The 25954-nt window shown below is 70.6% G+C and carries 23 protein-coding genes and 1 riboswitch; of the genes, 15 read left to right on the forward strand and 8 right to left on the reverse strand.

Annotated elements, in window-relative coordinates:
- The first annotated feature begins 684 nt into the window (after positions 1-684).
- Both DRB06_RS03970 and DRB06_RS03975 read left to right on the forward strand, forming a co-directional pair.
- Entirely contained in the window at positions 685-882 is a 198-nt protein-coding gene (locus DRB06_RS03970; RefSeq protein ID WP_073328090.1) for a hypothetical protein, read from the forward strand.
- Positions 882-2087, forward strand: a complete 1206-nt coding sequence (locus DRB06_RS03975; protein ID WP_111819181.1) for a YeiH family protein — start codon at positions 882-884, stop codon at positions 2085-2087. Before DRB06_RS03970 ends, DRB06_RS03975 begins: the two co-directional genes overlap by 1 nt.
- Before the next feature lie 110 nt (positions 2088-2197).
- On the opposite strand, the gene DRB06_RS03980 is transcribed toward DRB06_RS03975, so the two are convergent.
- Together DRB06_RS03980 and DRB06_RS03985 are read right to left on the reverse strand one after the other, a co-directional pair.
- The gene (locus DRB06_RS03980; protein WP_181575180.1) at positions 2198-2881 is read right to left on the reverse strand and encodes a response regulator transcription factor; all 684 of its coding nucleotides are present in this window, start codon (positions 2879-2881) and stop codon (positions 2198-2200) included.
- Positions 2882-2886: 5 nt separating this feature from the next.
- Positions 2887-4131 carry a sensor histidine kinase gene (locus tag DRB06_RS03985; protein WP_258522135.1) on the reverse strand — a complete coding sequence of 415 codons (1245 nt, stop codon included), beginning with the start codon at positions 4129-4131 and terminating at the stop codon, positions 2887-2889.
- Between the two features lie 290 nt (positions 4132-4421).
- On the opposite strand from DRB06_RS03985, the gene DRB06_RS03990 reads away from it, so the two are divergent.
- From DRB06_RS03990 to ribH, 10 genes are all read left to right on the forward strand, one after another.
- Positions 4422-5444 carry an ABC transporter ATP-binding protein gene (locus DRB06_RS03990; protein ID WP_234415864.1) on the forward strand — a complete coding sequence of 341 codons (1023 nt, stop codon included), beginning with the start codon at positions 4422-4424 and terminating at the stop codon, positions 5442-5444.
- Between the two features lie 23 nt (positions 5445-5467).
- Positions 5468-6280 carry an ABC transporter permease gene (locus tag DRB06_RS03995; RefSeq protein ID WP_108969755.1) on the forward strand — a complete coding sequence of 271 codons (813 nt, stop codon included), beginning with the start codon at positions 5468-5470 and terminating at the stop codon, positions 6278-6280.
- A gap of 5 nt (positions 6281-6285) precedes the next feature.
- Positions 6286-7116 carry an ABC transporter permease gene (locus tag DRB06_RS04000; protein WP_234415865.1) on the forward strand — a complete coding sequence of 277 codons (831 nt, stop codon included), beginning with the start codon at positions 6286-6288 and terminating at the stop codon, positions 7114-7116.
- A 172-nt stretch (positions 7117-7288) separates the two neighbouring features.
- Entirely contained in the window at positions 7289-7924 is a 636-nt protein-coding gene (locus DRB06_RS04005) for a type II toxin-antitoxin system PemK/MazF family toxin (protein ID WP_108967539.1), read from the forward strand.
- Between the two features lie 228 nt (positions 7925-8152).
- Positions 8153-8413 carry a 30S ribosomal protein S20 gene (rpsT, locus tag DRB06_RS04010; protein WP_073328083.1) on the forward strand — a complete coding sequence of 87 codons (261 nt, stop codon included), beginning with the start codon at positions 8153-8155 and terminating at the stop codon, positions 8411-8413.
- Positions 8414-8582: 169 nt separating this feature from the next.
- Positions 8583-10070, forward strand: a complete 1488-nt coding sequence (locus DRB06_RS04015; RefSeq protein WP_108967542.1) for a DUF1846 domain-containing protein — start codon at positions 8583-8585, stop codon at positions 10068-10070.
- 79 nt (positions 10071-10149) lie between these two features.
- Positions 10150-10278, forward strand: a riboswitch (FMN riboswitch).
- An 82-nt stretch (positions 10279-10360) separates the two neighbouring features.
- Positions 10361-11482, forward strand: a complete 1122-nt coding sequence (ribD, locus tag DRB06_RS04020; protein WP_108967544.1) for a bifunctional diaminohydroxyphosphoribosylaminopyrimidine deaminase/5-amino-6-(5-phosphoribosylamino)uracil reductase RibD — start codon at positions 10361-10363, stop codon at positions 11480-11482.
- Entirely contained in the window at positions 11482-12126 is a 645-nt protein-coding gene (locus DRB06_RS04025; RefSeq protein WP_108967546.1) for a riboflavin synthase, read from the forward strand. The genes ribD and DRB06_RS04025 overlap by 1 nt, the downstream gene beginning before the upstream one ends.
- 23 nt (positions 12127-12149) lie before the next feature.
- On the forward strand, positions 12150-13541 hold the full coding sequence (locus DRB06_RS04030) for a bifunctional 3,4-dihydroxy-2-butanone-4-phosphate synthase/GTP cyclohydrolase II (RefSeq protein ID WP_111819188.1): 1392 nt from the start codon (positions 12150-12152) through the stop codon (positions 13539-13541).
- Entirely contained in the window at positions 13538-14014 is a 477-nt protein-coding gene (gene ribH, locus DRB06_RS04035; RefSeq protein ID WP_108967548.1) for a 6,7-dimethyl-8-ribityllumazine synthase, read from the forward strand. Before DRB06_RS04030 ends, ribH begins: the two co-directional genes overlap by 4 nt.
- A 37-nt stretch (positions 14015-14051) precedes the next feature.
- Here the strand turns inward: ribH and holA are convergent, their stop codons facing one another.
- From holA to DRB06_RS04060, 5 genes are all read right to left on the reverse strand, one after another.
- Positions 14052-15086: a DNA polymerase III subunit delta gene (gene holA, locus DRB06_RS04040; RefSeq protein WP_111819184.1), complete on the reverse strand. Its 1035-nt coding sequence runs from the start codon at positions 15084-15086 to the stop codon at positions 14052-14054.
- A gap of 3 nt (positions 15087-15089) precedes the next feature.
- Positions 15090-16826, reverse strand: a complete 1737-nt coding sequence (locus tag DRB06_RS04045) for a ComEC/Rec2 family competence protein (protein WP_258522134.1) — start codon at positions 16824-16826, stop codon at positions 15090-15092.
- Positions 16823-17593 (reverse strand): helix-hairpin-helix domain-containing protein, encoded by a 771-nt coding sequence (locus tag DRB06_RS04050; RefSeq protein WP_234415867.1) that lies wholly within the window; start codon positions 17591-17593, stop codon positions 16823-16825. The genes DRB06_RS04045 and DRB06_RS04050 overlap by 4 nt, the downstream gene beginning before the upstream one ends.
- Before the next feature lie 103 nt (positions 17594-17696).
- Positions 17697-18527 carry a DegV family protein gene (locus DRB06_RS04055; protein WP_108967552.1) on the reverse strand — a complete coding sequence of 277 codons (831 nt, stop codon included), beginning with the start codon at positions 18525-18527 and terminating at the stop codon, positions 17697-17699.
- 128 nt (positions 18528-18655) lie between these two features.
- A complete protein-coding gene (locus DRB06_RS04060) occupies positions 18656-19069 on the reverse strand; it encodes an NUDIX domain-containing protein (protein ID WP_159097670.1) in 414 nt (137 codons plus the stop codon).
- A gap of 203 nt (positions 19070-19272) precedes the next feature.
- Between DRB06_RS04060 and DRB06_RS04065 the strand changes: the two genes are divergently transcribed.
- The 3 genes from DRB06_RS04065 (at position 19273) to DRB06_RS04075 (ending at position 22865) form a co-directional block, all read left to right on the forward strand.
- Positions 19273-21279, forward strand: a complete 2007-nt coding sequence (locus DRB06_RS04065) for a helicase HerA-like domain-containing protein (protein WP_111819189.1) — start codon at positions 19273-19275, stop codon at positions 21277-21279.
- Positions 21280-21381: 102 nt separating this feature from the next.
- Positions 21382-21765: a GntR family transcriptional regulator gene (locus tag DRB06_RS04070; protein ID WP_111819185.1), complete on the forward strand. Its 384-nt coding sequence runs from the start codon at positions 21382-21384 to the stop codon at positions 21763-21765.
- A 20-nt stretch (positions 21766-21785) separates the two neighbouring features.
- Entirely contained in the window at positions 21786-22865 is a 1080-nt protein-coding gene (locus DRB06_RS04075) for a DUF1648 domain-containing protein (protein ID WP_159097671.1), read from the forward strand.
- Positions 22866-22921: 56 nt separating this feature from the next.
- Here the strand turns inward: DRB06_RS04075 and DRB06_RS04080 are convergent, their stop codons facing one another.
- Positions 22922-25882 (reverse strand): leucine--tRNA ligase, encoded by a 2961-nt coding sequence (locus DRB06_RS04080; RefSeq protein ID WP_111819186.1) that lies wholly within the window; start codon positions 25880-25882, stop codon positions 22922-22924.
- Positions 25883-25954: the final 72 nt, after the last annotated feature.

Below are 25954 nucleotides of genomic sequence, written 5' to 3' on the forward strand. Positions count from 1 at the left end.
CAACAACCCACGAACTGTCACCGATGTCCTGACACAGAACTGTCACCGATGTCCTGAGACATAACAGCGACGGTACGTACCCCTAGGTGCCGAACCGTCGTAGAAGAGTACGAATCGTCGGTACTAAGTGCCGAACCGTCACCGGAACACACGAACCGTCCACCCCACGGCGGCCCGAGGACGTCCTCCGATCGGCCGAATACGACCTCGGCGGCCCGAACACGACCTCGGCGATCCGAATACGACCTCCCACACCCGAACCCGACCACCTGGTAGGCCGGCTCTCGTCGAACAGGGCCCCGAACCCGACAACCACACCACCAGCCGCGCCCGAACCACCGCACCCACAAACACAAACAGCCAGTTGCGTGCCGAGAATCACCGCAGTTCGCCATGCGGACGGGCCTGGATTGTCGGCTCCGCCCTGTCCTATGGTCCGAGCCGTGTTCAGTACTCTCCCGCTCCGTTCGGCCATCGGCGCAGCCGGCGGCCGTTTCGGCGCGGCCGAGATGTGTATGTGTCGCGGTATCCGCATCACCGCTGCCGACTGACACGCCCTTCCCTTGACACGAGCTGCGTCGGCAGGTGCCTGCCGACGACTCCTCCTGTGTCTGTCCCTCTAACGGGCCCCACTTGTCTGGGCAGGTCCTGACGTGTACGCAGCAGTACCCGAAAGGTCTGCCCATGTCCCCTACCACTAACACCGGCCGTAATACCAAGGCCGCGGACGGCCACGTGGACGTCCCACCCACCACCGTCATCCCGCCCAATGGGGACGGAAAGTTCTCCCTGAGCGAGGACTGGGTGGCCACCATCACCGGACTCGGCCTGCTCGTTCTGGCCCTGCTGGGCATCATCCCGAACATCTCGGGGTGGTTGTGATGAGTGCTCCCGCCCGCGTCAACACGCCCGCGCCCACTGCTGCCGGCCCCGCCGCCGAGCCCACCCCGGACGCCCGCCCGGAGTCCACCTCCCCGGGCTGGACGCTGCTCGGTGTCACCGTCGTCGTCGGCCTGGCCGCGACCGTCGACTACCTGGACAGTCACGTCCCCCTTTGGAGCGAGGGGACCTGGCTCGGCGGAATCGCCGGGTCGATCGAGTTCCCCGTCTACGCCATCGCCCTGGGATTCGTCGCCAATGCCCTCCTGTCGGCGCTCGGCGTCATCGACCGCCTCTCGGCGGCGTTCCGCACCGAGTTCTTCATTAAGACGGGGCTCGTACTCCTGGGGTCGACCGTCAACATCAACGTGATCGTCTCCGCGGCGGCGCCGGCGATCATTCAGGCCCTGCTCATGATCTCCACGGTTTTCCTGTTCACCTGGTGGATCGCCGGCCTGCTGCGCGTCGAACCGCACCTCAAGGCCCTGTTGGCCACGGCGCTGTCGATCTGCGGGGTCTCGGCCGCCGTGGCGGCGGCAGGTGCCGTCAACGCCAAGCGCGAGCAGCTCGCCTACACGGCCGGGCTCGTCGTGGTCTTCGCCCTGCCGAGCATCTTCCTGCTGCCGTGGCTCGCCGCCCTCCTGGGACTGTCCGCGCCGGTGGCGGGGGCCTGGATCGGCGGAAACATCGACACCACGGCGGCAGTCACCGCCGCGGGGGCCGTCGCCGGCGAGGACGTGCTCGAGTTCGCCGCGATTGTGAAGATGACGCAGAACGCTCTCATCGGCTTCGTTGCCGTGGGCCTGTCCCTCTGGTTCACCCTGCGCGTGGACCGCCGTGACGCCGACGGCACCGCCGCCTCTGCTACCCGCCCCGGTTGGCGCGAGGTCTGGCAGCGCTTCCCGAAGTTCGTTCTCGGCTTCATCGCCGCGTCGGTGCTGGTCTCCGCCAGTGCCGCCGCCGCGCCCGGCCTGGTCGCGGACGAGAGCAGTTGGTTGAGCACCGGTCTGGCCTCCGCCAAAGCGCTCCAGACCCTGTTCTTCACACTGGCCTTCGTGTCGATCGGCCTGGAGTTCCGCGTCGGTGCCCTGCGGGAGGCCGGCTGGAAGCCCGTGCTGGTGTTCCTCGCCGGCACAGTCTGCAACCTGGTGGCCGGCCTGCTCTACGCCCAGGCACTGTTCGGCTGGGTCTTCGGAGGAGTGTTCTAAGCCCGTCGGCGGCTCGGCCGCAGCCGCCGACGCAGATCAGGACGGCCTGCGCGGCCTCCCCGAGGCCCCATCGGGTGCCGGAGCTGCCTCACGGCTGTCTCAGGACTGGCTCACGCCTCTGTCTCGATCAGCAGCTCATCAAGCTCGACGACGCCGGTGCGCAGCGCCAGTAGCACCAGCTGCACCCGGTCGCGCGCCCCGGTCTTGGCCAACAGGTGGGAGATGTGTGTCTTCACCGTCGCCATGGACAGCCACAGCCGGTCGCAGATCTCCTGGTTGGTCAGCCCCCGGGCCACCAGCGCGAGTACCTCCGTCTCCCGCTCGGTGAGCCCACCGGGCAGCGGCGGCGGTTGGGTCCGGGTTTGCTCTTCCTGGCCGGCGCGTACGGCGGTCAACAACCGCCGCGTCGGTCCGGGCGAGATGACCGAGTCGCCGCCATGGACGGTGCGCACCGCCTCGATAAGCCGCTCCGGGGCCGTGTTCTTCAACAGGAACCCGGCCGCGCCGGCCTCGATGGCACCCATGACGTAGCCGTCGGTGTCGAAGGTGGTGAGTATGACGATGCGGCCCTGGGCTCCCGCCTCAATCAGGCGGCGGGTCGTGGCCAGGCCGTCGACGCCGGGCATCTGCACATCCAGCAGGATCACGTCCACGGGATCGCTCTGCGCACGCCGCAGCGCCTGGCAACCGTCGCCGGCCTGCCAGGCGACCTCGATGTCCGGCTGTGCCCCCAGCAGCATGGTCAGCCCCGCGGTGAACAGCGGCTCGTCGTCCACCAGCGCGACCCTGATGATGCCGTTCATGCGGCCTGTCCCGGCTGCGCCTGGGTGAGGTGCGACGGCGCCGGCAGGGTGACGTGCACGCGCCAGCCGCCCTCCGACCGCTCCCCGGCCCACAACCGGCCGTTGAGCGCCACCACTCGTTCGCGCATGGTCTGCAGCCCCGCTCCCCGCCGGGTGTCGTCGTCCAGTGCGCCAGCGGCACCGCCTCCGGCCGATATGGGCTCCGCATTCTCGACGACGATATCGACTCCTCCGTCCTCGCCCCGCACCCGGACCTTGGTCGGCGCGAATGCGGCATGGCGCATCACGTTGGTCAGGGCCTCCTGTACGCAGCGGTACGCCGCCTCCCCCACCGGGGCCGGCGGCTCGGCGTCGCAGCGCAGGTCGAGGGTGAGCGGCAGGCCCGCCCGCCGCGCACCCGTAACGAGCCGTGGCACGTCGTCGAGGCCCGGACTCGAGCCGGCCGGTGCCGCGCTCCCGTCCGACTGCGGCGAGGGCCGGGCCAAGGGGGATTCGTCGACGTCGGCGCGCAGCATGTCGACCAGTGCGTGCACTTCGGAGACGGAGCGCCGGCTCGTCCGCCCGATCACCGCCAGCGCCTCGGCGGCGGCCGCGGGATCAGTAGCCAGGACGGCCCGGGCGCCCTCGGCCTGCATGCCGATGACGGACAGCGAGTGCCCCAGCAGGTCGTGCACGTCCCGGGCGATGCGCTGCCTCTCGGCCACCACGGCCAGACGTCGTTCGGCCTCCTGCTGGGCGGCCAGTACCTCTGCCCGCTCCAGGGCCTGCTCGATCCGCTCGCGAGCGCGTCGGCGCAGCAGGCCGGTCAGGACGGCGACGGTGATGAACGCCCAGCTCACCGCGAGGACGATCAGCTCGGCGCCCGGGGTGGGCGGGTCGATCAGCTTGTCCGCGCGCAGGGCGCCGACCGCGCCACCGAGGTAGCCCAGGGCCGCCAGCGGCCAGGCGTGGGGGCGCGGGACACGACTCGTGCAGGTCTCCACCGCCACCAGGCAGGCGACGATGGCGAGGATGGAGAGCCCGTCGAAGATCAGTACATGAGCGGCAAGCGCCACTCCGACGGCGACAACGGCGACGGTCGGGGCGAGGCGGCGCAGCGCGATGGCCACGCAGCACACGGCGAGGATGATGACGTAGGCACCGGAGTCGACGAGTGCGTTGCGCAGAGCGCCGGCCGGCTGCTCCGTGATCATGGGCGGATTCCATGCGCACACATAGGCCAGGGAGACGGCCAGCAGCATGTCGGCCACACCCGGACGCCCCCTTGGCGGCCACCGCCGCACACCGCTGTCCGGCACGGCCGGCGCCCGCCGGCCACGCCCCGCTGCCTCGCCGTCGCGCATCCTCATCCCCGCCTCTCCCCACCTGTGTAAGGGGCCTGCCCTCCACGGAGCGCTGTCCGGTATGCGACGGTAGCGGCACGGCGGGGGCCGGGTCTTCATACCCGAGTATGAGTCCGGCGACCGAGCGCGCCCGAACTTCCGCCCCGGGCCTGATGCCGACGACCGCGGGCGCGGGAATGCTGCAAGGCATGAACACAGTCACCCTCACCCGCCCCGGACCCACCGGGGGCGACGCCGCGGCGCGGTTCCCGGACGCCGTCGTCACCACCGGTGCCCTGACCAAGATCTTCGGCAGGGGCGCCGCCGCCCGCACCGCTGTCGACCACCTCGACCTTGTCATTCCCCGCGGCGTCGTCTACGGCTTCCTGGGCCCCAATGGCTCCGGCAAGTCCACGACCATGAAGCTGTTGCTCGGCCTGCTGACACCGACGTCTGGAAGCGTGAACCTGTTCGGCGTCCCGCTGGATCGGCGCAGTCGCGGCGGGCTCATGGCGCGCACCGGCTCCATGATCGAGCAGCCGCCCGGCTACGGGCACCTGACGGGCGCCGAGAACATGCGCCTGGTGCAGCGCATGCTCGGGCTCAGCGACGCCCAGGTGAACCGGGCCCTTGACCTGGTGCGTCTGACCGGCCATCGGGACCGCCTGGTGAAGACCTACTCGATGGGTATGAAGCAGCGGCTGGGGATCGCCATGGCGCTGGCCCGCCAGCCGGAGCTCCTCATCCTGGACGAGCCGACCAACGGCCTTGATCCGGCCGGCATCGAGGAGGTGCGCAATCTGCTGGTGTCGTTGGCGGGTGAGGGCGTGACGGTGATGGTCTCCAGTCACCTGCTCGATGAGATCGACCGCATGGCGAGCGTGCTCGGCGTCCTGTCGGCCGGCAGGCTCGTCTTCCAGGGCACGCGTGCCGAGCTCATGCGCCGTTCGGTGCCGGACCTGCTCCTGGTCACGCCCCGGCCACAGGCCCTCACCCCGACAATGCTGGCCGGCCTGGACGGTGCCGCAGGCAACCGCCCTGCCCCGGAGCCGCCTGCGACGACGGTCGTGACAGACGCCGGTGTACGAATTCCCGGCTTGTCTCCCGGGGCCGCCGCCGAGCTGGTGCGGCGGCTGGTGGCCGCGGACGTCCCCGTGTATGAGCTGCGGCGTGAGCCCCAAAGCCTGGAGGACGTCTTCATGGACCTGACCGGCGGAGCGGGGGCGCTGTGATGGGTGCACAGCCGACAGTCGCCATGCCCTCCCGCGGGCGCCACGGCTGCGGCGGTTACGTACCGCCGCAAAGCCCGGGCGGGTCCTTCCGCGTCGCCGTGCGAATGGAACTGGCCAAGCTGCGGCGCCTTCGCACCACGCCGATCGTGACCGTGCTGGGTGTGACGGCGGTGGCGTTCGCCGCGCCGCTGTCCGCGTCCTCCCGGGCGGGCCTGAACGATCCGGCCGCCCACCCGTGGGAGGGGATCCTGCTGCAGTATGCGCTGATCAACGCCCTGTTCTCGCCGATCCTGGTGGCCGTACTGGCCAGCCGCCTGACCGACATTGAGCACGCATCCGGCGGCTGGTACCTGTCTGCGACGGCCGGCCTGACGCCCGGGCGGCTGTGTCGGGCCAAGTTCGCCACCCTGGCACTCGTGCTGGTGCCGACACTCGCGTTGCAGACGCTGGCGCTAATACTGGCAGCCTGCACCGCCGGCGCCACCGTGCCGCTGCCGATCGGGATATGGGCCGGATACACCGCCCTGTTGATCGGCGTCGACCTGGCCATGTGCGCGCTGCATGTTCTGCTCGCGGCCGTGCTCGACAACCAGCTTGCGTGTGTGGGCCTCGGGCTGGTGGGGGCCTTCATCGGCGTGTACATGTTCCTCGCCCCGGCCTGGCTCGCGCGGCTGCTGCCATGGGGGTACTGGGCGATGATCTGCCCCATCTCCCAGGTCGGCACCGGCGACGTCATGGTCGCCCGCCCACCCCTGGGCTGGATAGCCGGGTTTCTGGGGCTGGCCGCCGCCTGTTTCTACGCAATCACTTCCCGCCTCGACCGCATCGAAAGGTGAGCCCCGTGCCCGCAACCAGTGTTTCACGCGGTACTCCCGTCCCCATTTCGGTTACCTCGACGCCGACCGCCAAAAAAGGCACCTGGCCGGCCCTGCTGGCCGTGGAGGCCCTCAAGCTACGCAGGTCCCTGGTGTGGTGGGTCGTGGCGGTACTGCCGGTGCTCACCGTCATCTCCGGATCGGTCAACTTCGCAATGAATCAGGAGGTGCTGTCGCCTACTTGGGAGACCTTCGTCGGTCAAGTCACCCTGTTCTACGGCCTGTTCTTCTTCTCGATCGCGGTCGCCCTGCTGCTGGCGGCGGCGTGGCGCCCGGAGCATCGGGGCTCGTCTTGGAACTACATGGCCACGACACCGCACTCTCCGGCCGCGGTCGCCCTGGCGAAGACGGGCGTGATCCTGATGCCGGTGGCCGCCATGCAGTTGCTGCTGATCGCACTCACCTGGCTGTCCGGCATTGTGTTCCTGCACCTGGCTGGGGGCCTGCCCATCGGCTTCGCGGTCTCGGCACTACTGGCGGTGGTGGCGGCGGTGCCGCTGGTTGGTTTGCAGTCCCTGTTGTCGATGCGGATGCGGTCCTTCGCCGCGCCAGTGGCCCTGGGGCTGGCCGGTGCGGTGATCGGCATTGGGGTCGCCTACAAGGCGCAGACACTGGCGGGTTTGTGGCCGTACTCGCTGGTAACGCGGGCGCTGACGCTCGGCTCGAGCGCCCTCACCGACGCCGGCGGCCTGGACTGGGCCGGCATCGGTCCGGTCCTGGCCTGGGCCGTGGCGGGCTGCGCGGTCTTCTGGGCGCTGCTGGCGCGCATGGCCCGGCGGGCAACGCCTCGGGTCTGACGGAGTGCCCCTCGCGCGTAGGCCTACGCCCCGCCGTGCGTACGCGTTTGCCCCTGACGTACGCGTTTTGGAGGTTCCCGCCTCTAGCAGTCGCATGGCTCCAAAACGCGTACGTGTGGCGGGAAGTCGTACGTGTGGTGGAGAACCGTATGCGTGACGGTAGGGTCGGCTCATGCCCTCCCCACTGCTCAAGCGGATCGCCCGGATTCTTACCTCCAGCGCCAAACGGACCGTAACCGACGCCCTAGAGGAGGAGCTGAGCACCCGGGAGAAGTCGCGCAAGCGCAGCTCGTCCCGGCCTGAGGCGAAGCGGGCGGGTGCGTCCAAGAGTGCCGCGCACACCGTCTCCCACCCCCAGGCGCCGGCACACAGCCCCCGCACGGGCGCGCACGACGGCGTCGGCGTTTACGACGTCGCCTCCCTGGGACTTCCGGACTTCACCTACTCCCCCGATCCCGACGGCGACGCCGATCCCGGCGAGGTGGTGTGGACCTGGGTGCCCTTCGAGGAGGACGCCACCCAGGGCAAGGACCGTCCCGTGCTCGTCCTGGCCCACCACGGCAAGCGGCTCGTCGCCGCCCAGTTGACCAGCAAGGACCACGACCTTGACGCCGCCCAGGAGGCCCGCTGGGGTCGCTACTGGCACGACGTCGGCACCGGGCCCTGGGACTCCAAGGGCCGCCCCAGCGAGGTGCGCCTGGACCGCCTGCTGCTCGTCGAGCCGGATGTGGTGCGCCGCGAGGGCGCCACCATGAAGCGGTCAACCTTCGACGGCGTCGTTACCGCTCTGCGGGCGCACTGGTCCTGATCACCCGCCACGGGTGGCTGCGGCGCGACGCACTTCACGTCGTCGGCCGGTATTCGACCGAGTATTGCCGGTGTATCCGGTGCTAAAGTGCGCTTGGACCTCTGGCCTGGCCGGCTTCGGGGTCCGGCGACCGGGCCTGCCGGGTGCTTCCACCACCTCAAGTCCGCCCGCGGCGCCAACCCTCTCTCCGGCCATTGACCATTCAGACACCAGAAAGCTTCACTCACAGTGGCGAACATCAAGTCTCAGATCAAGCGCATCAAGACCAACGAGAAGGCCCGCCTGCGCAACAAGTCCGTCAAGTCCGAGCTCAAGACCTACGTGCGCCGGACGCGCGAGGCCGTCGAGGCCGGCGACAAGCAGGCCGCCGAGGAGCACCTGCGCAAGGCCTGCCGCAAGCTGGACAAGGCCGTCTCCAAGGGCGTCATTCACCGCAACCAGGCCCGCAACCGCAAGTCGAAGCTGGCCAAGCGCGTCAACGCCATGTGACCCGGCGCGCGCACGAATGCGTCTGGAAGGGCGTCTCCCAACTGGGAGGCGCCCTTCCTGGTTTCCGTCTTCCGGACCCGTACTCGTGGCCCGCTCCGACGGCGTTACGATTCCTCAGGCCGGCGCCCTCCCGCCCGGCCGCACATTCAGGCGACCGTGAGGAGAACGCATGCGCATCGGGTTCGACCGGGACAAATACCTCAAACTGCAGTCCGAGCGAATCGCACAACGCCGGGCCCAGTTCGGCGGCAAGCTCTACCTGGAGTTCGGCGGCAAGCTCATCGACGACATGCACGCCTCCCGCGTCCTGCCCGGTTTCACCCCCGACAACAAGATCGTGATGCTCGCCGAGTTGGCCGACGACGTGGAGATCATCGTCGCCGTCAATGCCAAGGACTTCGCCCGCCACAAGATCCGCGCCGACCACGGCACCTCCTACGAGGACGAGGTACTCCGCCATGTGGATGCCTTCCGCGACTACGGGCTGTATGTGGGCAGCGTGGTGATCACCCAGTGGACCGACGACAACCAGCAGGCCGCCGAGTTCAAGCGCAAACTGGAGAAGCTCGGCATCACCGTCTACCGCCACTTCCCGATCCCCGGTTACCCCAACGACGTGGCGCGCATCGTCTCCGACCAGGGGTACGGGCGCAATGAGTACATCAAGACGTCCCGCGACCTGGTGGTGGTCACCGCGCCGGGGCCGGGATCGGGAAAGATGGCCACCTGCCTGTCGCAGATCTACCACGACCACGTGCGCGGCATCTCCTCCGGCTACGCCAAGTTCGAGACCTTCCCCATCTGGAATCTGCCGCTGGACCACCCGGTCAACATCGCCTACGAGGCCGCCACCGCCGACCTTGACGACGTGAACATGATCGACCCCTACCACCTGGCCACCCACGGCGTGCAGACCGTCAACTACAACCGCGACGTTGAAGTGTTCCCGGTGCTCTCACGCCTGTTCGAGCAGATCATGGGCACCTCCCCGTACGCCTCCCCCACCGACATGGGGGTGAATATGGCCGGCTACTGCATCAGCGACGACGACGTGTGCCGGGAGGCCTCCAAACAGGAGGTGATCCGCCGCTACTACAAGGCGCTGGTGGCGGAGAAGCGGGACATGCTCGAGCCGGTCCAGTCCGGGCGGATCGCCCTGCTGATGAGCAAGCTCGGCATTGCCAAGGAGGACCGTTCCGTCGTCAAACCGGCATTGGAGTTGGCCGCTGCGACCGATGCGCCGGCCGCGGCCATTGAGCTGCCTGACGGAACCATCGCGCTGGGCAAGACCTCCCCGCTGCTGGGCTGCTCCTCCGCCATGCTGCTCAACGCCCTCAAGCGCCTGGCCGGCATAGACCCGACGGTCGACCTGCTCGCCAAGGAGTCGATCGAACCGATCCAGACGCTCAAGACCCGCCACCTGGGCAGCCGCAACCCGCGCCTACACACCGACGAGGTACTGATCGCGCTGGCGGTGTCAGCCAACGGGGATGCCAACGCCGCCCGCGCGCTGGACGAGCTGGGCAGCCTGCGCGGCTGCGACGTGCACACCTCGACCATCCTGGGACCGGTGGACGAGGGCATCTTCCGCTCCCTGGGGATTCAGGTGACCAACGAGCCGGTCTTCGCCACGAAGTCCCTATATCGCAAGAAGTAACCCGGCCTGTTCCCTCTCCCCACCGAAATCGCTGGTGTCAATCGCCATGTCTCGGTATATTCGCCGCAACGAGACATTCTCGTGTGCTCTGGGGTCGGTGTAAGTCCGAACCGGCGGTGACAGTCCGCGACCCGTCCGCTTCTGCGGTCGGCTGACCAGGTGGAACTCCTGGACCGACGGTAAAAGTCCGGATGGGAAGCGCACACGGGACACGCGATGTCGCGTCATGTGGCCGTTGGCCGACGCGCCCGCGCGTCCTCTCCCCCAGCGCACCCGAGGGAGAGGACCACATGACCGCGTTCTCGATTGCGGAGACGGCCGCGATGCACCGCGCCCTCGACGCAGCCGCCTCCCCCGACGTCCCTGCCGGTCCCAATCCCCGGGTCGGTTGCGTCATTCTCTCCCGCACGGGAGACGTCCTGGCCGAGGGCCACCACCGCGGCGCCGGCACCGCCCACGCCGAGGTCGATGCCCTGAAGAACCTGGCGGCGTCGGGCTTCAGCGCGCGCGGCACCACCGCTGTCGTCACGCTTGAGCCCTGCAATCACCAGGGCCGCACCGGCCCGTGCTCTCAGGCGCTCCTCGACGCGGGGGTCGCCAAGGTCATCTACGCCCTGGACGATCCCACCGCGCAGGCTCGGGGCGGTGCGGCCGCCCTCGCAGCCGCCGGGGTCCGCGTCCAGCGCGGCCTGTGCGCCGAGCAGGCCGCACGGCTCATGCGCCCCTGGCTCTTCGCCGTCAGGACCGGCCGTCCCATGGTGACCTGGAAGCTCGCGGCGACCCTCGACGGCCGCATCGCCGCTGCCGATGCGACAAGCCGTTGGATCACCCCTCCGGCGGCCCGACACGACGCACACCGCCTGCGCCGCGACTGTGATGCCATCATGGTGGGCACCGGCACCGTACTCGCCGACGACCCGGCACTCACCATCCGTGACGAGGCGGGTGAACCGGCACCGGCCAGACTTCAGCCGCTGCGCGTCGTCGTCGGCTCGCGTCCCGTCCCACCCACCGCGCGGGTGCTCGCCGACGACAATCACCTCCTGCTATCGGAGCGCGACCCGCACGCCGTACTCAACGCCCTCGCCGCCCGCGAGATCCGCCACGTCCTCCTGGAGGGCGGCCCCACCCTCGCGGCCGCCTTCCTGCGCGCGGGCGTAATCGACGAGGTGGTCGCCTACATCGCGCCCGCGCTGCTCGGCGCCGGGCTCGCCGCCACAGCTGACTTCGGAGTGTCGACGATCGCCGACATCCTGCGCCTCGGGCAGGTTCACGTCGAGGTTCTAGACGCGGGCGGCGATCCTGCGATCCGCGTGACCGGTGATCTCGGCGGCACAGACCTCGCCACCACAACCGTCCCCTCATCCATGACTCCACCCACTCCCCCACAACACGCTGAGGAGAATCACTGATGTTCACGGGAATCGTTGAGGAGCTCGGACGGGTCGTCCGGCTCGAGACCATGGCAGACTCCGCCCGGCTCACGGTCGACGCGCCGACGGTCACCCGGGACGCGCGGGAGGGCGACTCCATCGCCGTCAACGGCTGCTGCCTGACCGTCACCGAACTGCACGACGGCGCCTTCACCGCGGACCTCATGGCGGAGACGCTCGCCCGCACCAACCTGGGCGACCTGGCCCCCGACCACCACGTCAACCTCGAACGGGCGCTGCGCGCGGGTGACCGCCTGGGCGGGCACGTCGTCCAGGGACACGTCGACGCAACCGTCAACATCCTTGACCGCCGGCACGGGGAGCACTGGGACCTCGTGCGCCTCGGCCTGCCCCGGCATCTCGCCCGCTACGTCGCCGGCAAGGGCTCCGTCGCCCTCGACGGGGTCTCCCTGACCGTGGTCGACGTCGACGACGGTACCGGGAATGGCAAGGCCCCGGACCGGGGCGGGCCGTCCTTCACCGTCGGCCTCATTCCAGAGACTCTGCGCCGCACGACCCTCGGCATCAGAGCGCCGGGCGATCGGGTGAACCTGGAGGTCGATGTCATGTCGAAGTACGTCGAACGGCTCCTCGCCGCCGGGTCGGATCGGGAGAAGGCGTGAGCATGCCCGACAGCACCCGCCCCATGGAGCACCGGGACGATCCGACTGCCGGTCCCGCGGACACGTCTGCCGGCATCCGCTTCGACACCGTCGAGCAGGCCCTCGGCGCGCTTCGCGCAGGCCGCATGGTGATCGTCGTCGACGACGAGGCCCGGGAGAACGAGGGGGACCTCATTTTCCCGGCACAGACGGCCACCGCCGAGCAACTGGCCTTCGCCGTCCGCCACTCAACGGGAATCATCTGCGTGCCCACGACGGCGGAGGAGCTCGATCGCCTGGACATCCCCATGATGACTGATCGCAATACCGACCCCAAGCGAACGGCCTTCACGCTAAGCGCAGACGCCCGCAACGGGGTTACGACCGGCGTGAGCGCCGCCGACCGGGCACGCACCATCCGCGTCCTGGCAGACCCGGACTCCGTACCGACCGACCTCGTCCACCCCGGCCACGTCTTCCCGCTGCGCGCCCGCCGGGGAGGGATTCTTGCGCGCCGCGGGCACACCGAGGCCGCCATCGACCTCATGCGCCTGTCCGGTCACCGCCCGGTCGGGGTCCTCGTCGAGGTCGTCAACGACGACGGAACCATGGCGCGCCGCCACGAGCTGTGTCAGTTGGCCGACGCGCATTCCATACCCATGATCTCGGTAGGCGAGCTCGAACACTTCCGGTGGCTGCACGAGGAGCTCGTCGAGGAGGTCGTCACGGCGCACCTGCCCACCGCCCACGGAGAGTTCACCGCTCATGCCCTGCGCAGCCGGGTCGACGGCGCCGAGTACCTCGCGCTCGTGTGCGGCAGTATCGGCGACGGCGAGGACGTCCTCACCAGGGTGCATTCCGCCTGCCTGACCGGCGACGTCCTCTCCTCCCTGCGCTGCGACTGCGGGCCGCAGCTGCGCGCCGCCATGGAGACGATCAGCGCCCGCGGACGCGGCGTGCTCGTCTATGCCTCCGATCATGAGGGGCGCGGCATCGGGCTCATCGACAAGCTGCGCGCCTACGCGCTCCAGGAGGGGGGCATGGACACCCTCGACGCCAACGTCGCACTGGGGCTGCCGGCCGATGCGCGCAGCTATGCCACCGCCGCCCAGGTGCTGAGGTTCCTCGGCGTGCGCTCGGTCGAGCTCATGACGAACAACCCGGACAAGGTCGCGGGCCTGGAGCGCTACGGGGTGAGCGTGTCCGCCCGGCGGGCGACGCCGACCTTCGCCAACGGGGAGAACCTCACCTACCTGCGCACCAAACGTGATCGCATGGGGCACCTGTTCACGGGGCTCGACGCCGGCGGGACACCTCCCCCGTCGGCTGCCCTGCCCTCCGAGGAGACGGCCTCCAGTGACCGACCGGCGCTGGACGACAGCGGCGACCGCACCGGCGACAGCAGCATCAACGAGACCGAAGGAGCAGCACGATGAGTGGAACCGGGGCGCCGGAGCAGAGTGCACCGCGCGCGCATGGAATGAAGGTGACGGTTGTCGCCGCCCAGTGGCATGAGCAGGTCATGGACGGTCTGCTCGCGGGGGCCCTGCGCGCTATCGAGGACGCCGGGGCGCGGGCTAACGTTGTGCGGGCCGTCGGCTCCTTCGAGTTGCCGATCCTCGCCGCCGCCGCGGCGCGAGGCGGGGCCGATGCCGTCGTGGCGCTGGGGGTGGTCATCCGCGGCGGCACTCCGCACTTCGACTACGTGTGCCGAGCCGCCACCGACGGGCTGAGCAGGGTTGCCCTCGACACGGGGGTGCCGGTGGGTTTCGGCCTGCTCACCTGCGACGACGAGGCCCAGGCGCTCGCCCGCTGCGGTGGCCCCGGCTCCGACGAGGACAAGGGTTACGAGGCGGCGTGCGCGGCAATGCGCACCGCGCTGACTCTGGCCGCCATCGCACAGTCCTGAGCGGCGGGCGGCCAAGCACCCGGCGGTAGGTCCGGCGCTAGGAGGAGCGCCCCGGCACTCTTCCGCGGCGGGCGTCGCAGATGGTGATAACGGCCCGCTCGACGGCGTAGACGGGGTCGCGGGAGGCGCCCTTGACCTCGGCGTCGGCGCGGGCTACCGCCTGGATCGCCACGGCGAGGGCGTCGTCGGACCAGCCGGCCAGCTCGCGGCGGGCGCGGTCTGCCTGCCACGGCGCCATGCCCAGGTCGCGAGCGGTCATGCCACGGCGACCACCCATGGCGGCGACCCGGGCGAGTTGGCGGATCTTCATGGCCAGGGCGGCGACGATGGGCACCGGGTCGGTGCCGGTGGCCAGGGCGTGCCGCAGGGCGGTGACGGCCTGGGCGACGTTCCCGGCCGCGGCGGCGTCGGCGACGGTGAAGCCGGTGGCCTCGAAGCGACCGGCGTAGTAGGTGTTGACGATGTCAACGGTGATGGTGCCCTGCGTGTCGGAAATGAGTTGCTCGGCGGCCGCACACAGTTCCCGCAGGTCGTTTCCGAGCGCGTCAACCAGCGCCCCGACGGCGTCGGGCTCCATGCGGCGCCCGGCCCGCCGTACGTCTGCGCTCACCAGGGCGGCCTTGTCCTTGGGAGACTTCACGGCCTGGATCGTGCAGACCGGGTAGGAGGACTTGCCGAGCGCGTCCAGTAGCCTCTTGCCGCGCTGGCCGCCGTTGTGCCGCAGGATCACCGTGACATCCGGGGCGGGCGCGGGCACGTAGGCGAGCAGGTCCGTCAGCAGCGCGTCGGTCATCTGCTCCAGGGCGGGTATGAGCACGAGCTTGGGCTCGCCGAACAGGGATGGCGACACCAGCGTGTCCAGCTGGTGGGCCTCGTAGGTGGCGGCCTGGACGATGGTGACCTCGGTGGCCGGGTCCCGTCGGCGCGCCTGGGCCTGGAGCCGCGATACGGCCCGGTCGGCGAGCAGCTCCTCCCCCGCCCGGATCAGCACGATCGGCGCGAGCTCGACCTCGTCCCAGGCGGGTCCGGCGGGGGCGCGGCGGCCGCCGCGGGAGGTTCGGGAGGTTGCCATGGCTCATAGCCTGCCACGGCGGCCGGTGCCATGTTCGCGCCGCCGGCCACGCCGATACAGGGCCGCGATCGCCGCCGCCTCTATGCCGGCCAGCAACAGCGCCCCGCCCAACTGCCCCGGCCAGGCGAGGGCAGCGCCCGGAAGGCGGGCGCACACCCGGGCCACCAGCGCCAGCCAGGCGCAAGAGGCCGTCGCCGGCCACGCGATCACCGCTGCGGCCTGCGGCCACCACGGCGCCACCAGGGCGGCGAGGATGCCGCAGACGGTGGCTACGGGCACGGGCGGGGCGGCGAGCACATTGGCCGCCACCGACCAGATGCCGACGCTCGGACGCAGGAGTACCAGCACCGGGGCGCAGGCGAGTTGTGCGACCACCGGCAGCGCCAGGCCGGCGGCCAGCGGGCGCGGCAGGCGGCGGGACAGGGCGGCGGTCAGCGGGGCGGCGCCGAGCAGGATGCCGGCGGTGGCCAGCACGGACAGGGCGAAGCCGTAGTCGCGGGCCTGCCACGGGTCGACCAGCAGCAGGACGATCACCCCGGTGCACAGGGCCGGCAGAGAGGCGGAGCGTCTTCCCGCCGCCACGCCCAGCAGCATGACCGCGCCCATGGCGGCCGCCCGCAGCACGGAGCCGTCCGGACGCACCAACACCACCAGCCCGGCCAGGACCAGGGCGCCGACGCCGGCACGCGCCCACCGGGGCAGGATGCCCAGTCCGGTCAGCGCCAGGCCCAGGACGATGGCTACGTGCTCACCGGAGACCGCCGTCAAGTGGGTCATGGACACGGTGCGCATGTCCTCGCGCACCTCGGTGGGCAGCGCGTGGTCATCCCCGAGGGCGACGCCGGGCACGAGGGCACGGGCGCCGGCCGGCCAGGTCACCCGGGTCCCGCTCCCGGGTTTCGTCCGGGCGGGCTCCGGCCCGACGGCGGTGATGAGCCCGTCACGCAGGGAGGCGACGGTGCCGAGCACCCCGGTGGCGGGGCCGGTGGTGGTCACTGCGGCGTTGGCGCCGATGATGGCGGCCTCGGCGCCGCCGGGGTCCGCGGGCCGCAGCCGCACCTGTACGCGCACCGGTGCGCCCATGGGCACCTTCAACCAGTCGGCGTCTCCCAGAACCGTTGCCGTAAGGCGAGAGCGGGCGCCGTCGACGGTGTCGACGGCGAGCGTGGTCAAGACGGTCGTCCAGCGTGCGGTGGCGGTGGCGCGCGGTGTGCGGGTGACCGTGCCGGTCAGGATGACGGTGCGCTCCTGCGCGGCGGCAAGGGTGAGTGGATCGCGGCTGCGAGCCCAGGAGCCGGCCGCGGTGGCCGCGAGCACCGCTGCGACCGCCAGCACCAGTACGAGCAGTGAGGCGGACACCGATCCGATCGCGGAGCCGTCGGGGGCGTTGGCGCCGGGCCTGGGGTCGTGGCGGTGCCGGGGCGGACGGAAACCGGCACCGGCCACGGCCAGGGGGATTGCTGCCAGCACGGCACCGGCCGCACCGACCGCCGCGGGCAGCCAGGGCCGTTCTCCGCCTAGGCCGATCGCCCAGAAGGCGCCGGCCCAGGCAGCGACCGCGGCGGGAGCCAGCCGCAGGTCGAGTGGCGGTGGGGCACTGTCGCTGATGGCGTGCCGCGCACGCCGGTTCGGGGACAGGCGGCGCAGGGTGGCGGGATCGTCCCAGGGGGCGGTCTCGGTGCGGTGGGCGCGGTGCCGACGCGCGCCGACCGCCCTGGCGCTCATGCGATCGCTGTTCATACGGTCGCCTCGTCTCGGAGTGCCTCGAGCTTGGCGGCGCCGATGCCGGAGACGTCGGTGAGTTCGTCGACGGCGGTGAAGGGGCCGTGTTCGGTGCGGTAGTCGACGATGCGCTGGGCCAGGGCGGGTCCGATGCCGGTCAGGCCTTCCAGTTCGGCGGCGGTGGCGGTGTTGATGTTGACGCGGCCGCCGGTGGCTTCGGCGCCGCCGTCATTCCCCGCGGCGCTCGTTCCCGCCGCGGTGGCGTCGTCCAGGTTCCAGTTGGAGGCGTCCTCTCCCTGGTGCGGCACACGCACCTGCTCGCCGTCGGAGAGGATGCGGGCGAGGTTGAGCTGGTCGGTGTCCGCGTCGGGCAGGGCGCCGTCCGCGGCGGCGATCGCGTCGACGACGCGGGCACCCGCCGGCAGCACGACCACGCCGGGGCTGGTGACGGCGCCGGCGACGTGCACCACCACCTCCCCACCCGCCTCAGCTCCGGCCGGCGCGACGGTTCCCAGTGGATCGGTAGCCGGGACGGTCGCCGCGGGGGCAGCCGAAGTGGTGGCGGCATCGCGGCTGTGGGGCTTGGGGGCGACCAGCACCGTGCGCAGGGCGAGAACGAGTGCCAGTGTCACCAGGGCGACGCCGATGCCGATGGCGGCCCTGGGGGCGAGGGCGAGTCGCCGCGGGCGCCGCACCGGTTCGATCGGGTCGGTGGAGCAGGCGATGCGCACGAAGTCCGTCAGGGGGCGTTTGCCCACCCGGTCCGCCACCCGTTTGCCGCTCATGCGCCGACGGTAGGGCGACTGAGGTCGCCCCGTCTCTGGGACTGTGGATGGCGTCGGCGGTGGGTGCGGCGAACGGTGCCTGTGGACACTGGCGGCGCGTGTACTAGCGCGGCGGCTCCAGGTGCGGGGCGACGACGATGCCCAGGGCGCCGGGGCCCAGGTGGACGCGGCTGGCCGGGTCGGCGGGTGAACGCATGATGGACTCTACGACGGCTCCGGCCTCGACCATGGCATCTGCCAGATCGTTCTCCAGGGCGCGTCCGTCGGCCGGATCGTCGCCGTAGTGAACGGCCAGTCGCACCGGCGCGGCGGGTGGCCGCGGGCCGGTCAGGGCGGTTCCACCCGCCGCACGCACGGCCTGCGCGATCAGGTGGCGGCGGGCACGGGCGGCACCACGGACCGTCTCGACTACGCCGATTCCCTCCGGCCCGGTGGTCAGGATGGGGCGAATGCCCAGGGTTCCGCCGACGAAGGCGGTGCCACGGTTGAGCCTGCCGCCGCGCCGCAGGTGGTTCAGGTCCTGAACCAGGAAGAACAGCCTGGAGCGGGCCGCCGACTCGCGGGCGCGGGCGGCACCGCGGCGGGCGTCGTCGGCCTCGGCGGCGGCCAGGGCGGCCAGCCCCAGTGCGCCGCCCGAGGCCCCGGAGTCCAGGGCCGTGACCGGTATCCCCTGTGTGGCCAGTTCGCGCGCCGCCGTCCGGGCGTTTTCGACCGTGCCCGACAGGGCGGCCGTGACATGCACCGCGAGCACCTCGTCGCCGCGCCGCGCGGCCAGACGGTAGGCGTCAATGAGTTCGGCGACCGTCGGGCGCGCCGTCGTCGCCGCGCCGTCGTCCGCCTCCACGGTATGCAGGGGAACGACGATGATGCCGCGCGCATCCGCGAGCGCAGCGGGCAGACAGGCTGCCGAGTCGGTGACCACCGTGAGCGACATGCTCGAAGCGTAAGCCTCCGACGCCGATACCCTGTCAACCGGCGCTTCCGACTTGCGGGTACAGCGAGCCACGAGCCGCCGTCCGCCAACCCGTAAACCTGGAGAGTCTGTTAACCCGCCGGGCCGTTTCACACCCGGGGCACCCTGGCCGCGAGGAGAGCGAGGGCGCTCAGGCAGGAGGGTTCGTCGAGCCGACGCCACTGGTAACCACCGGTGTCGGACGAGGTCGGGGCCAGCGGCGGCAGTTCCTCCGCGAGCGCCACATCCGCCACCACCCCGTAGTGGTAGAAGTCGATGGTGTTGCCGCACGAGTCCTCGGTCACGTGGACTTCCACCCGTCGCATACCCTGCACCGTGAAGGACGAGATACCCACTTCTTCTTTCAACTCACGGCGCAGGGTCTCCTCCCAGTACTCGCCCGGCTCGGGTCTTCCACCCGGCAGATCCCACAGCCCCATGTACGGTCCGCGCGTCTTACGGACACAGAGCATGCGCGCGCCCTCGACTATGCGGGCATACACGCCGAAGTGACACCGGCTCATGCCTCCCATCGTCGCACGGATCGGCGACGCAAATGCGCCGGACCTATGCAACCGCGCGATGGCGGCTCAAACTCACCTACCGGGCCGGTGAACAACGGCCGGTATCCCTTATCGACCGACCTCGGCACGTAACAACTACCGACCTCGGCACGTAAGTTCAACCGACCTCGCGTTGGAATTGCATGGCCGCATACGATGCGGGCATGACGAGTCCCACACCCGACCCAGCCGAGATCGCCCGCCTCAAGGCCGCGGCGGCGCAAGCGGCCGCGGACGCCGCCGCGGCGAAGGCGGCCGCCGCACAGGCAGCGTTGGAGGCTGCGCTGGCCGCTCAGACCGAGCCCGCCGTCGAGTCCTCGCCTCAACCGCTCGATGCGCCGACTCAGATGGAGGCTCGCACGCCCGGCTCGGCGGACCCGGCCGCCACGGCGCCTGCGGCTCCCGCAGCAACGGAGCCGCAGGACGCCCCGGAGGTGGAGTCGGAAGCAGCCTCCGGCTACGCCGCCCGCGTGCGGGACGGATACGCCTTCGCCGGCCCCGTACTGCCGGTGGGTACCTACCTGGACTACCCCACCGAAGACGAGCCGCACCCGGCCGGGACGAAGACGTCGGAGCCGATCCCGGTGCCCGGGGTGAACGTGGGCATCCCGCTCGGTCTGCTCAACCGTCACGCCCTGGTCGCCGGCGCCACCGGTACCGGCAAGACGCGCACCCTGCAACTGTTGGCGGAAGGACTGTCCACCGCCGGCGTGCCCGTGTTCCTGTCCGATGTGAAGGGGGACCTGACGGGTTTGGCGGAGGCCGGCGCCGCCTCCGACAAGCTCGCGGCTCGCAACGCCGCCACCGGGCAGGCATGGGAGGGGCGGGCCTTCCCGCTGGAATTGTTCACCCTCGGGGATTCGGAGGGGACGGCGGCGCAGCCGGCCACCGCAGCGGGCGCCTCCACCGGGACCCCCATCCGCACCACGGTCACGGCCTTCGGGCCGGTGCTGCTCTCCCGCGTTCTCGGGCTTAATGACACGCAGACCTCCGCGCTGGAACTGGTGTTCCACTGGGCGGACGCGCAGGGGTTGGCGCTGATAGACCTGAAGGACCTGCGCAGCGTGGTCGACTACTTAACCGGCACCGAGCCCGGTAAGCAGGAGTTGCGCGGCATCGGCGGGGTGTCCAGCGCGACGGCGGGGGTGATCCTGCGGCAGGTCTCCGCCTTGGAGGCGGCCGGCGGCTCGGTCTTCTTCGGGGAGCCGGCCCTGGACGTGCACGACCTGCTGCGGACCGCCGCCGACGGCCGCGGCGTCATCTCTTCCCTGGAACTGGCGGACATCCAGTCCCAGGGGACGTTGTTCTCCACCTTCCTGATGTGGCTGCTGGGCGAGCTGTTCGAGGTGCTGCCGGAGGTCGGCGACCCGGACAAGCCGGCGCTGGTGTTCTTCTTCGACGAGGCGCACCTGCTGTTCGAGGGTGCCAGCAAGGCCTTCCTGGAGGCGGTCACGCGCACGGTGAGACTCATTCGCTCCAAGGGAGTCGGCATCGTGTTCATCACCCAGTCCCCCACGGACGTGCCCGAGGCCGTGCTGGCCCAGCTGGGCAGCCGCATCCAGCACGCGCTGCGCGCCCATACGCCGGCCGACGCCGCCAAGCTGAAGCAGGCGGTATCCACCTTCCCGGTCTCCCCACTGGACCTGACTCGAGTGCTCACCGGCCTGGGTGCGGGCCAGGCGGTGGTATCGGTGCTGGATGAGAAGGGCCGTCCCGCACCGGTGGCGCCCGTCGTCGTGAACACTCCGGCCGCGGTAATGGGTCCGGCACAGCCGGCCACGATCCGGTCGGTGCTCTCGGCCTCGCCACTCATGCCCAGGTACGCCACCGCGGTGGACAACGAGTCCGCCTACGAGCTGCTGGCCAAGCGCACCGAGGAGGAGACGGCCCGCGCCGAGGCGGCCCGCGCCGCGGCCGAGGCCCAGGCCGCGGCGGAGAAGGCCGCACAGGAGGCGGCTAAGGCACAGGCGAAGGCCGAGGCCCAGGCCGCCCGGGAGGCCCAGCGCACCGCCGAGCGGCTGCAGCGTGAGGCGGAGAAGGCGGCCGAGCGCGAGCAGCGGGCCCGGGAGCGGGCCGCCGAGCGGCGTCAGCGCGAGGTGGAGAAGCTGATCGGCTCCGCCGGCCGCCAGATCACCCGTTCCATCCTCGGCAACATCCTGCGCGGCCGCTGACCCCAGCGCGTATCGCGTCGACGCACCTGACCCATCTGCACCATCTGTACTAGTATTAGCAGTACAGATCAGTTCGTCGTGCCCTCACCGGGAGTTCGCAGCATGGACCTGGAAATCGACCCCCTGTCCCCCACCCCGATCTACCAGCAGATCCGCGACCGGATCGTGGAAGGAATTGCGCGCGGCGAGCTGCCGCGCGGACAGCGTTTGCCCTCCGTGCGCGCCCTCGCCGGAGCCTTCGCCATAAACCCCGCCACCGTTTCCAAGGCCTACGATCTTCTGCGCGCCGAGGGCTTGGTTGTCACCAACGCCAAGTCCGGCACCGTCATCGCTCCTGCGGGTGACTGGACCGAGGCCGCCGCGTGGCAGTCGCGGCTGCGCACGCTACTGGCCGAGGCCCGCGCACACGGCCTGGCCGAGAAGCAGATCCTCGACGCCGCCGCCCACCAGCTCGACACGCTCTCACCGGTGGGGAGCGAACGCTAATGCTGGCCTACACCGTAAGCATGAGCTTGACCGCCGTCGTGCTGGGCCTGGCGTTCTGGGCGACTCCGGCCATCTCCCGGGACACGCTCCCACTGGGCGTGTCGGTACCCGCCGACCACGTCAACGCACCGGTCGTGCGTCGCGCCATTCGCGCATGGCACAGATGCTGCCTGGTCGGCGCCGCCGTCGCTGTAGCGGCGATTGCGCTGCTGCACTTAAGCGGCATCTCCGCCAGCCGCCCGGGCCTGCCCGTGATCGTCATGTTGGCGCAGTTGGGCGCGGGTTTCGCGTCCTGGACGGTCGTGCGCCTGCCCATCATCGAGGCCAAACGGCAGGAGGGCTGGTACGAGGACCGGCGGGTGCGAAAGCTGGCCCCGATCGGCACCCCCGAGGAATCCGGCGGCGCAATGCCCTGGTACGTCGCCTCGGTGCTCCTACTGTTGGTCGCCGCGGTCTTCGTACTACTGCGCTACGACACGCTGCCCGACCCACTGCCGATCCACTGGGGAGCCGACGGCACCGTCGACGGCTGGGCGCGGCGCAGTCCCCTGCAGGTGCTACTGCCTGCGGCCATCGGCCTCGGTCTGGTCGCCGTGGTGGCGCTGTGCACCAGAATCGTCCGCCGCAGATTGCTCGCGAGCATCCCCGTCGACGGCGACCGGAGCCGAACTCGACGGCTCACCCTCGCCCAGGCGCACCTGATCGACCGGGTGATGGGACCGCTGGCCCTGGCCACGGGCGTCTCCTTCGCCGGCATCCTGGTGTTGCCGCTTGCGAAGTCACCGGCCGCCGCGCGCTGGTGGCTGGCTATCACGGTGACGGTCACCTGCCTGCTGATCATGTGGATGATCGCCGACCTGATCCGACTCTCCCGGCGGTTCACACGCCGGCTCACACCCGTGGATGCCGACTCCCCCGACGACGACGAGCTGTGGCTCGGCGGGTTGTTCTACGTCAACCGCGCGGACCCCTCGCTGCTGGTGCCCAAACGCGCCGGCGTCGGCGTCGACCTGAACTACGGGCACCCGGTCGGGCGGGCGCTCGCAGTCTTCATACTGATCAACCTGGTGGTCGTCATCGGCGTGTGCATCCTGCTGTGACCGGCTGATAGCCAACCGCCGAGACAACCACACGCGCCCGGTGGGGCGCCGCCCCCTCACTCGGGGACGACGCTCACCAGCTTGGGGGCGCGCACGATTACCTTGCGCACGCCGCGGCCGTCTAGAGCGCGGACCACGCCGGGGGCGGCCAGGGCAAGCTTCTCCAGCTCGGCGGCGTCGATGTCGGGGTCGACCTCCAGGCGGTCGCGGACCTTGCCCTTGACCTGCACCACGCAGGTGACCTTCTCGGCCGCCAGCAGCGCCTCGTCGGTGACCACCGGGAAGGGCTCGTGGGCGAGCGAGCGGGTGTGCCCGAGGCACTGCCAGATCTCCTCGCAGATGTGCGGGGCGACGGGCGCGGCCATGAGCACCAGGGCCTCCACGGCCTCGCGCGGCACGGTCTTCAAACCGGTGAGGTGGTTGTTGAGTACGATCAGCTTGGCGATCGCTGTGTTCAGGCGCATGCCCTCATAGTCATCGCGCACGCCCACGATGGTGCGGGCGACCAGGCGCCGGGTGGCCTCATCGGCGGGAGCGTCGGACACCGTCACCTCGCCGCTGGTCTCGTCGACGACGTTGCGCCACAGCCGCTGCAGGAAGCGCTGGGCGCCGGCGACGGCGCGGGTGTCCCAGGGGCGGTCCTGGTCGAGCGGGCCCATGCTCATCTCGTAGACGCGGAAGGTGTCGGCGCCGTAGGCGTCGTACATGTCATCGGGGGTGACGATGTTCTTCAAGGACTTGCCCATCTTGCCGTACTCGCGGCTCACGGGCTGCCCCTGCCAGGTGAAGACGGGCTTGCCGGCCTCGTCCTGGGTCTCCTCGACCTCGTCGGCGGGCACGTACTGGCCCCGGGCGTCGGTGTAGGCGTAGGCCTGCACGTAGCCCTGGTTGAACAGCTTGTGGTACGGCTCGGAGGAGGACACGACCCCCAGGTCGAAGAGCACCTTGTGCCAGAAGCGGGAGTAGAGCAGATGCAGGACGGCGTGCTCGACGCCGCCGACGTACAGGTCGGTGCCGCCGGAGGTATTCCCGGCCTCGGGGTGGGGCCCCATCCAGTAGGCCTCGTTGGTGGGATCGACCAGGTGCTCGGCGTCGGTGGGGTCGATGTAGCGCAGCTCGTACCAGCAGGAGCCGGCCCACTGGGGCATGGTGTTGGTCTCGCGCCGGTAGGTCTTGAGCCCGTCGCCGAGGTCGAGCTCGACCTCCACCCACTCGCTCGCCTTGCCCAGCGGCGCCTCCGGGGAGGAGGTGGCGTCGTCGGGGTCGTAGGTGCGCGGGGAGTAGTCGCTGACCTCGGGCAGCTCCACCGGAAGCATGGACTCCGGCAGGGCGTGGGGGCGACCGTCCTCGTCCCAGACGATCGGGAAGGGCTCGCCCCAGTAGCGCTGGCGGGAGAACAGCCAGTCGCGCAGTCGGTAGGTGACGGCGCCGTGCCCGTAACCCCTGGACTCCAGCCAGGCGGTCATGGCGGCCTTGGCCTCGTCCTTGCCCATGCCGTTGAGGCTGATCTCGGCGTTGGCGGAGTTGATGATCTGCCCGTCGCCGGTCCAGGCGGCCTCATCCAGGGAGAATCCCTCCGGTGGGGCGATGGTGGCGATGACGTCCAGGTCGTAGGCGCGGGCGAAGTCCCAGTCGCGCTGGTCGCCGGAGGGGACGGCCATGATGGCACCGGTGCCGTAACCCATGAGCACGTAGTCGGCGACGAAGACGGGCACCTGTGCGCCGTTGACGGGGTTGGTACCGAACAGCCCCGTGAAGACGCCGGTCTTGGTGCGCTCGGTGTCGGTGCGCTCGGCCTCCGTGGCCTGGGCGGCGCGGGCCCGGTAGGCGGCCACCGCCTCGGCCGGGGTGGCGTAGCCGCCGGTCCAGGCGTCACGGGTGCCCTCGGGCCAGGCCTGCGGTACGGTCAGGGCTGCGGCATCCTGCTCCGGGCTGGCTCCGGACAGGCCGCCCAGCAGCGGGTGCTCGGGGGCGACCACCATGAAGGTGGCGCCGAACAGGGTGTCGGGGCGCGTGGTGTAGACGGTCAGCTCGTTCTGGCTGGCGCCGACGGCGTCGGCCTCGGGCAGGGCGAAGGTCACCTCGGCGCCCTCGGAGCGGCCGATCCAGTTGCGCTGCATGGTCTTGACCTTCTCGGGCCAGTCCACCGTGTCCAGGTCCTCGGCCAGCCGGTCGCCGTAGGCGGTGATGCGCATCATCCACTGGCGCAGGTTCCGCTTGAACACGGGGTAGTTGCCGCGCTCGGAGCGGCCCTCGGCCGTGACCTCCTCGTTGGCCAGCACGGTGCCGAGCCCGGGGCACCAGTTCACCGGGGCGGAGGATACGTAGGCGAGCCGGTGGGAGTCGACGATGTCGGCCTGCTCCCCTGGTGTCAGCTCCGCCCAGGGGCGCCCGTCGGGGGTGGGGGTCTGCCCGGAGGCGAGCTTCTCGATCAGTTCACTCACGGGGCGGGCGGCGCCGGTACCGCGGCCGTCGCGGCGGGGGGCGTCCGGGTCGAACCAGGAGTTGTACACCTGCAGGAAGATCCACTGGGTCCAGCGCACGTAGTCAACGTCGATGGTGGCCAGCGAACGGCGCGGATCGTGGGACAGGCCGAGCCGGCGCAGCTGCCGGCGCATATTGGCGATATTGGCCTCGGTGGAGATGCGCGGATGCTGTCCGGTGGCGACGGCGTACTGCTCGGCGGGCAGGCCGAAGGCGTCGTACCCCATGGTGTACAGGACGTTCTTGCCGGTCATGCGGGTGAAGCGAGCCACGACGTCGGTGGCGATGTAGCCCAGCGGGTGCCCCACGTGCAGGCCCTTACCGGAGGGGTAGGGGAACATGTCCAGCAGGAAGAACTTCTCCTTGGCGGCGTCGGGGCCGGCCAGGGCGCCGACGGGGTTGTCGGCGTTGAAGGTCCCCTCGCGCTCCCACCGGTCCTGCCAGGCGGTCTCCAGGCGTCCGGCCAGGTCGGCCGTGTACCGGTATGGCGTGGGGTTGTCGGTGGTCTGCTGCGCCCGGCTGTTCTCCGTCATCGCGGGAGTGCTCCCTTAGGTCGTGTGGATGGGGCGGGGCCGCTGCGCCGTCGGCGGGCAGGCCGAACGGCG

The organism is Actinomyces sp. Z5 (genome assembly GCF_003287795.1).
GTDB classification, from domain to species: Bacteria; Actinomycetota; Actinomycetes; order Actinomycetales; family Actinomycetaceae; genus Actinomyces; species Actinomyces glycerinitolerans.

Bases quoted from the DNA above. Each gene is read 5' to 3' on its own strand.
- DRB06_RS03970 (WP_073328090.1), top strand. From the start codon at position 685: ATGTCCCCTACCACTAACACCGGCCGTAATACCAAGGCCGCGGACGGC.
- DRB06_RS03975 (WP_111819181.1), top strand. From the start codon at position 882: ATGAGTGCTCCCGCCCGCGTCAACACGCCCGCGCCCACTGCTGCCGGC.
- DRB06_RS03985 (WP_258522135.1), bottom strand. From the start codon at position 4,131: ATGCTGCTGGCCGTCTCCCTGGCCTATGTGTGCGCATGGAATCCGCCC.
- DRB06_RS03990 (WP_234415864.1), top strand. From the start codon at position 4,422: ATGAACACAGTCACCCTCACCCGCCCCGGACCCACCGGGGGCGACGCC.
- DRB06_RS03995 (WP_108969755.1), top strand. From the start codon at position 5,468: ATGCCCTCCCGCGGGCGCCACGGCTGCGGCGGTTACGTACCGCCGCAA.
- DRB06_RS04005 (WP_108967539.1), top strand. From the start codon at position 7,289: ATGCCCTCCCCACTGCTCAAGCGGATCGCCCGGATTCTTACCTCCAGC.
- DRB06_RS04015 (WP_108967542.1), top strand. From the start codon at position 8,583: ATGCGCATCGGGTTCGACCGGGACAAATACCTCAAACTGCAGTCCGAG.
- ribD (WP_108967544.1), top strand. From the start codon at position 10,361: ATGACCGCGTTCTCGATTGCGGAGACGGCCGCGATGCACCGCGCCCTC.
- DRB06_RS04025 (WP_108967546.1), top strand. From the start codon at position 11,482: ATGTTCACGGGAATCGTTGAGGAGCTCGGACGGGTCGTCCGGCTCGAG.
- DRB06_RS04030 (WP_111819188.1), top strand. From the start codon at position 12,150: ATGGAGCACCGGGACGATCCGACTGCCGGTCCCGCGGACACGTCTGCC.
- ribH (WP_108967548.1), top strand. From the start codon at position 13,538: ATGAGTGGAACCGGGGCGCCGGAGCAGAGTGCACCGCGCGCGCATGGA.
- holA (WP_111819184.1), bottom strand. From the start codon at position 15,086: ATGGCAACCTCCCGAACCTCCCGCGGCGGCCGCCGCGCCCCCGCCGGA.
- DRB06_RS04045 (WP_258522134.1), bottom strand. From the start codon at position 16,826: ATGAACAGCGATCGCATGAGCGCCAGGGCGGTCGGCGCGCGTCGGCAC.
- DRB06_RS04050 (WP_234415867.1), bottom strand. From the start codon at position 17,593: ATGAGCGGCAAACGGGTGGCGGACCGGGTGGGCAAACGCCCCCTGACG.
- DRB06_RS04055 (WP_108967552.1), bottom strand. From the start codon at position 18,527: ATGTCGCTCACGGTGGTCACCGACTCGGCAGCCTGTCTGCCCGCTGCG.
- DRB06_RS04060 (WP_159097670.1), bottom strand. From the start codon at position 19,069: ATGAGCCGGTGTCACTTCGGCGTGTATGCCCGCATAGTCGAGGGCGCG.
- DRB06_RS04065 (WP_111819189.1), top strand. From the start codon at position 19,273: ATGACGAGTCCCACACCCGACCCAGCCGAGATCGCCCGCCTCAAGGCC.
- DRB06_RS04070 (WP_111819185.1), top strand. From the start codon at position 21,382: ATGGACCTGGAAATCGACCCCCTGTCCCCCACCCCGATCTACCAGCAG.
- DRB06_RS04075 (WP_159097671.1), top strand. From the start codon at position 21,786: ATGAGCTTGACCGCCGTCGTGCTGGGCCTGGCGTTCTGGGCGACTCCG.
- DRB06_RS04080 (WP_111819186.1), bottom strand. From the start codon at position 25,882: ATGACGGAGAACAGCCGGGCGCAGCAGACCACCGACAACCCCACGCCA.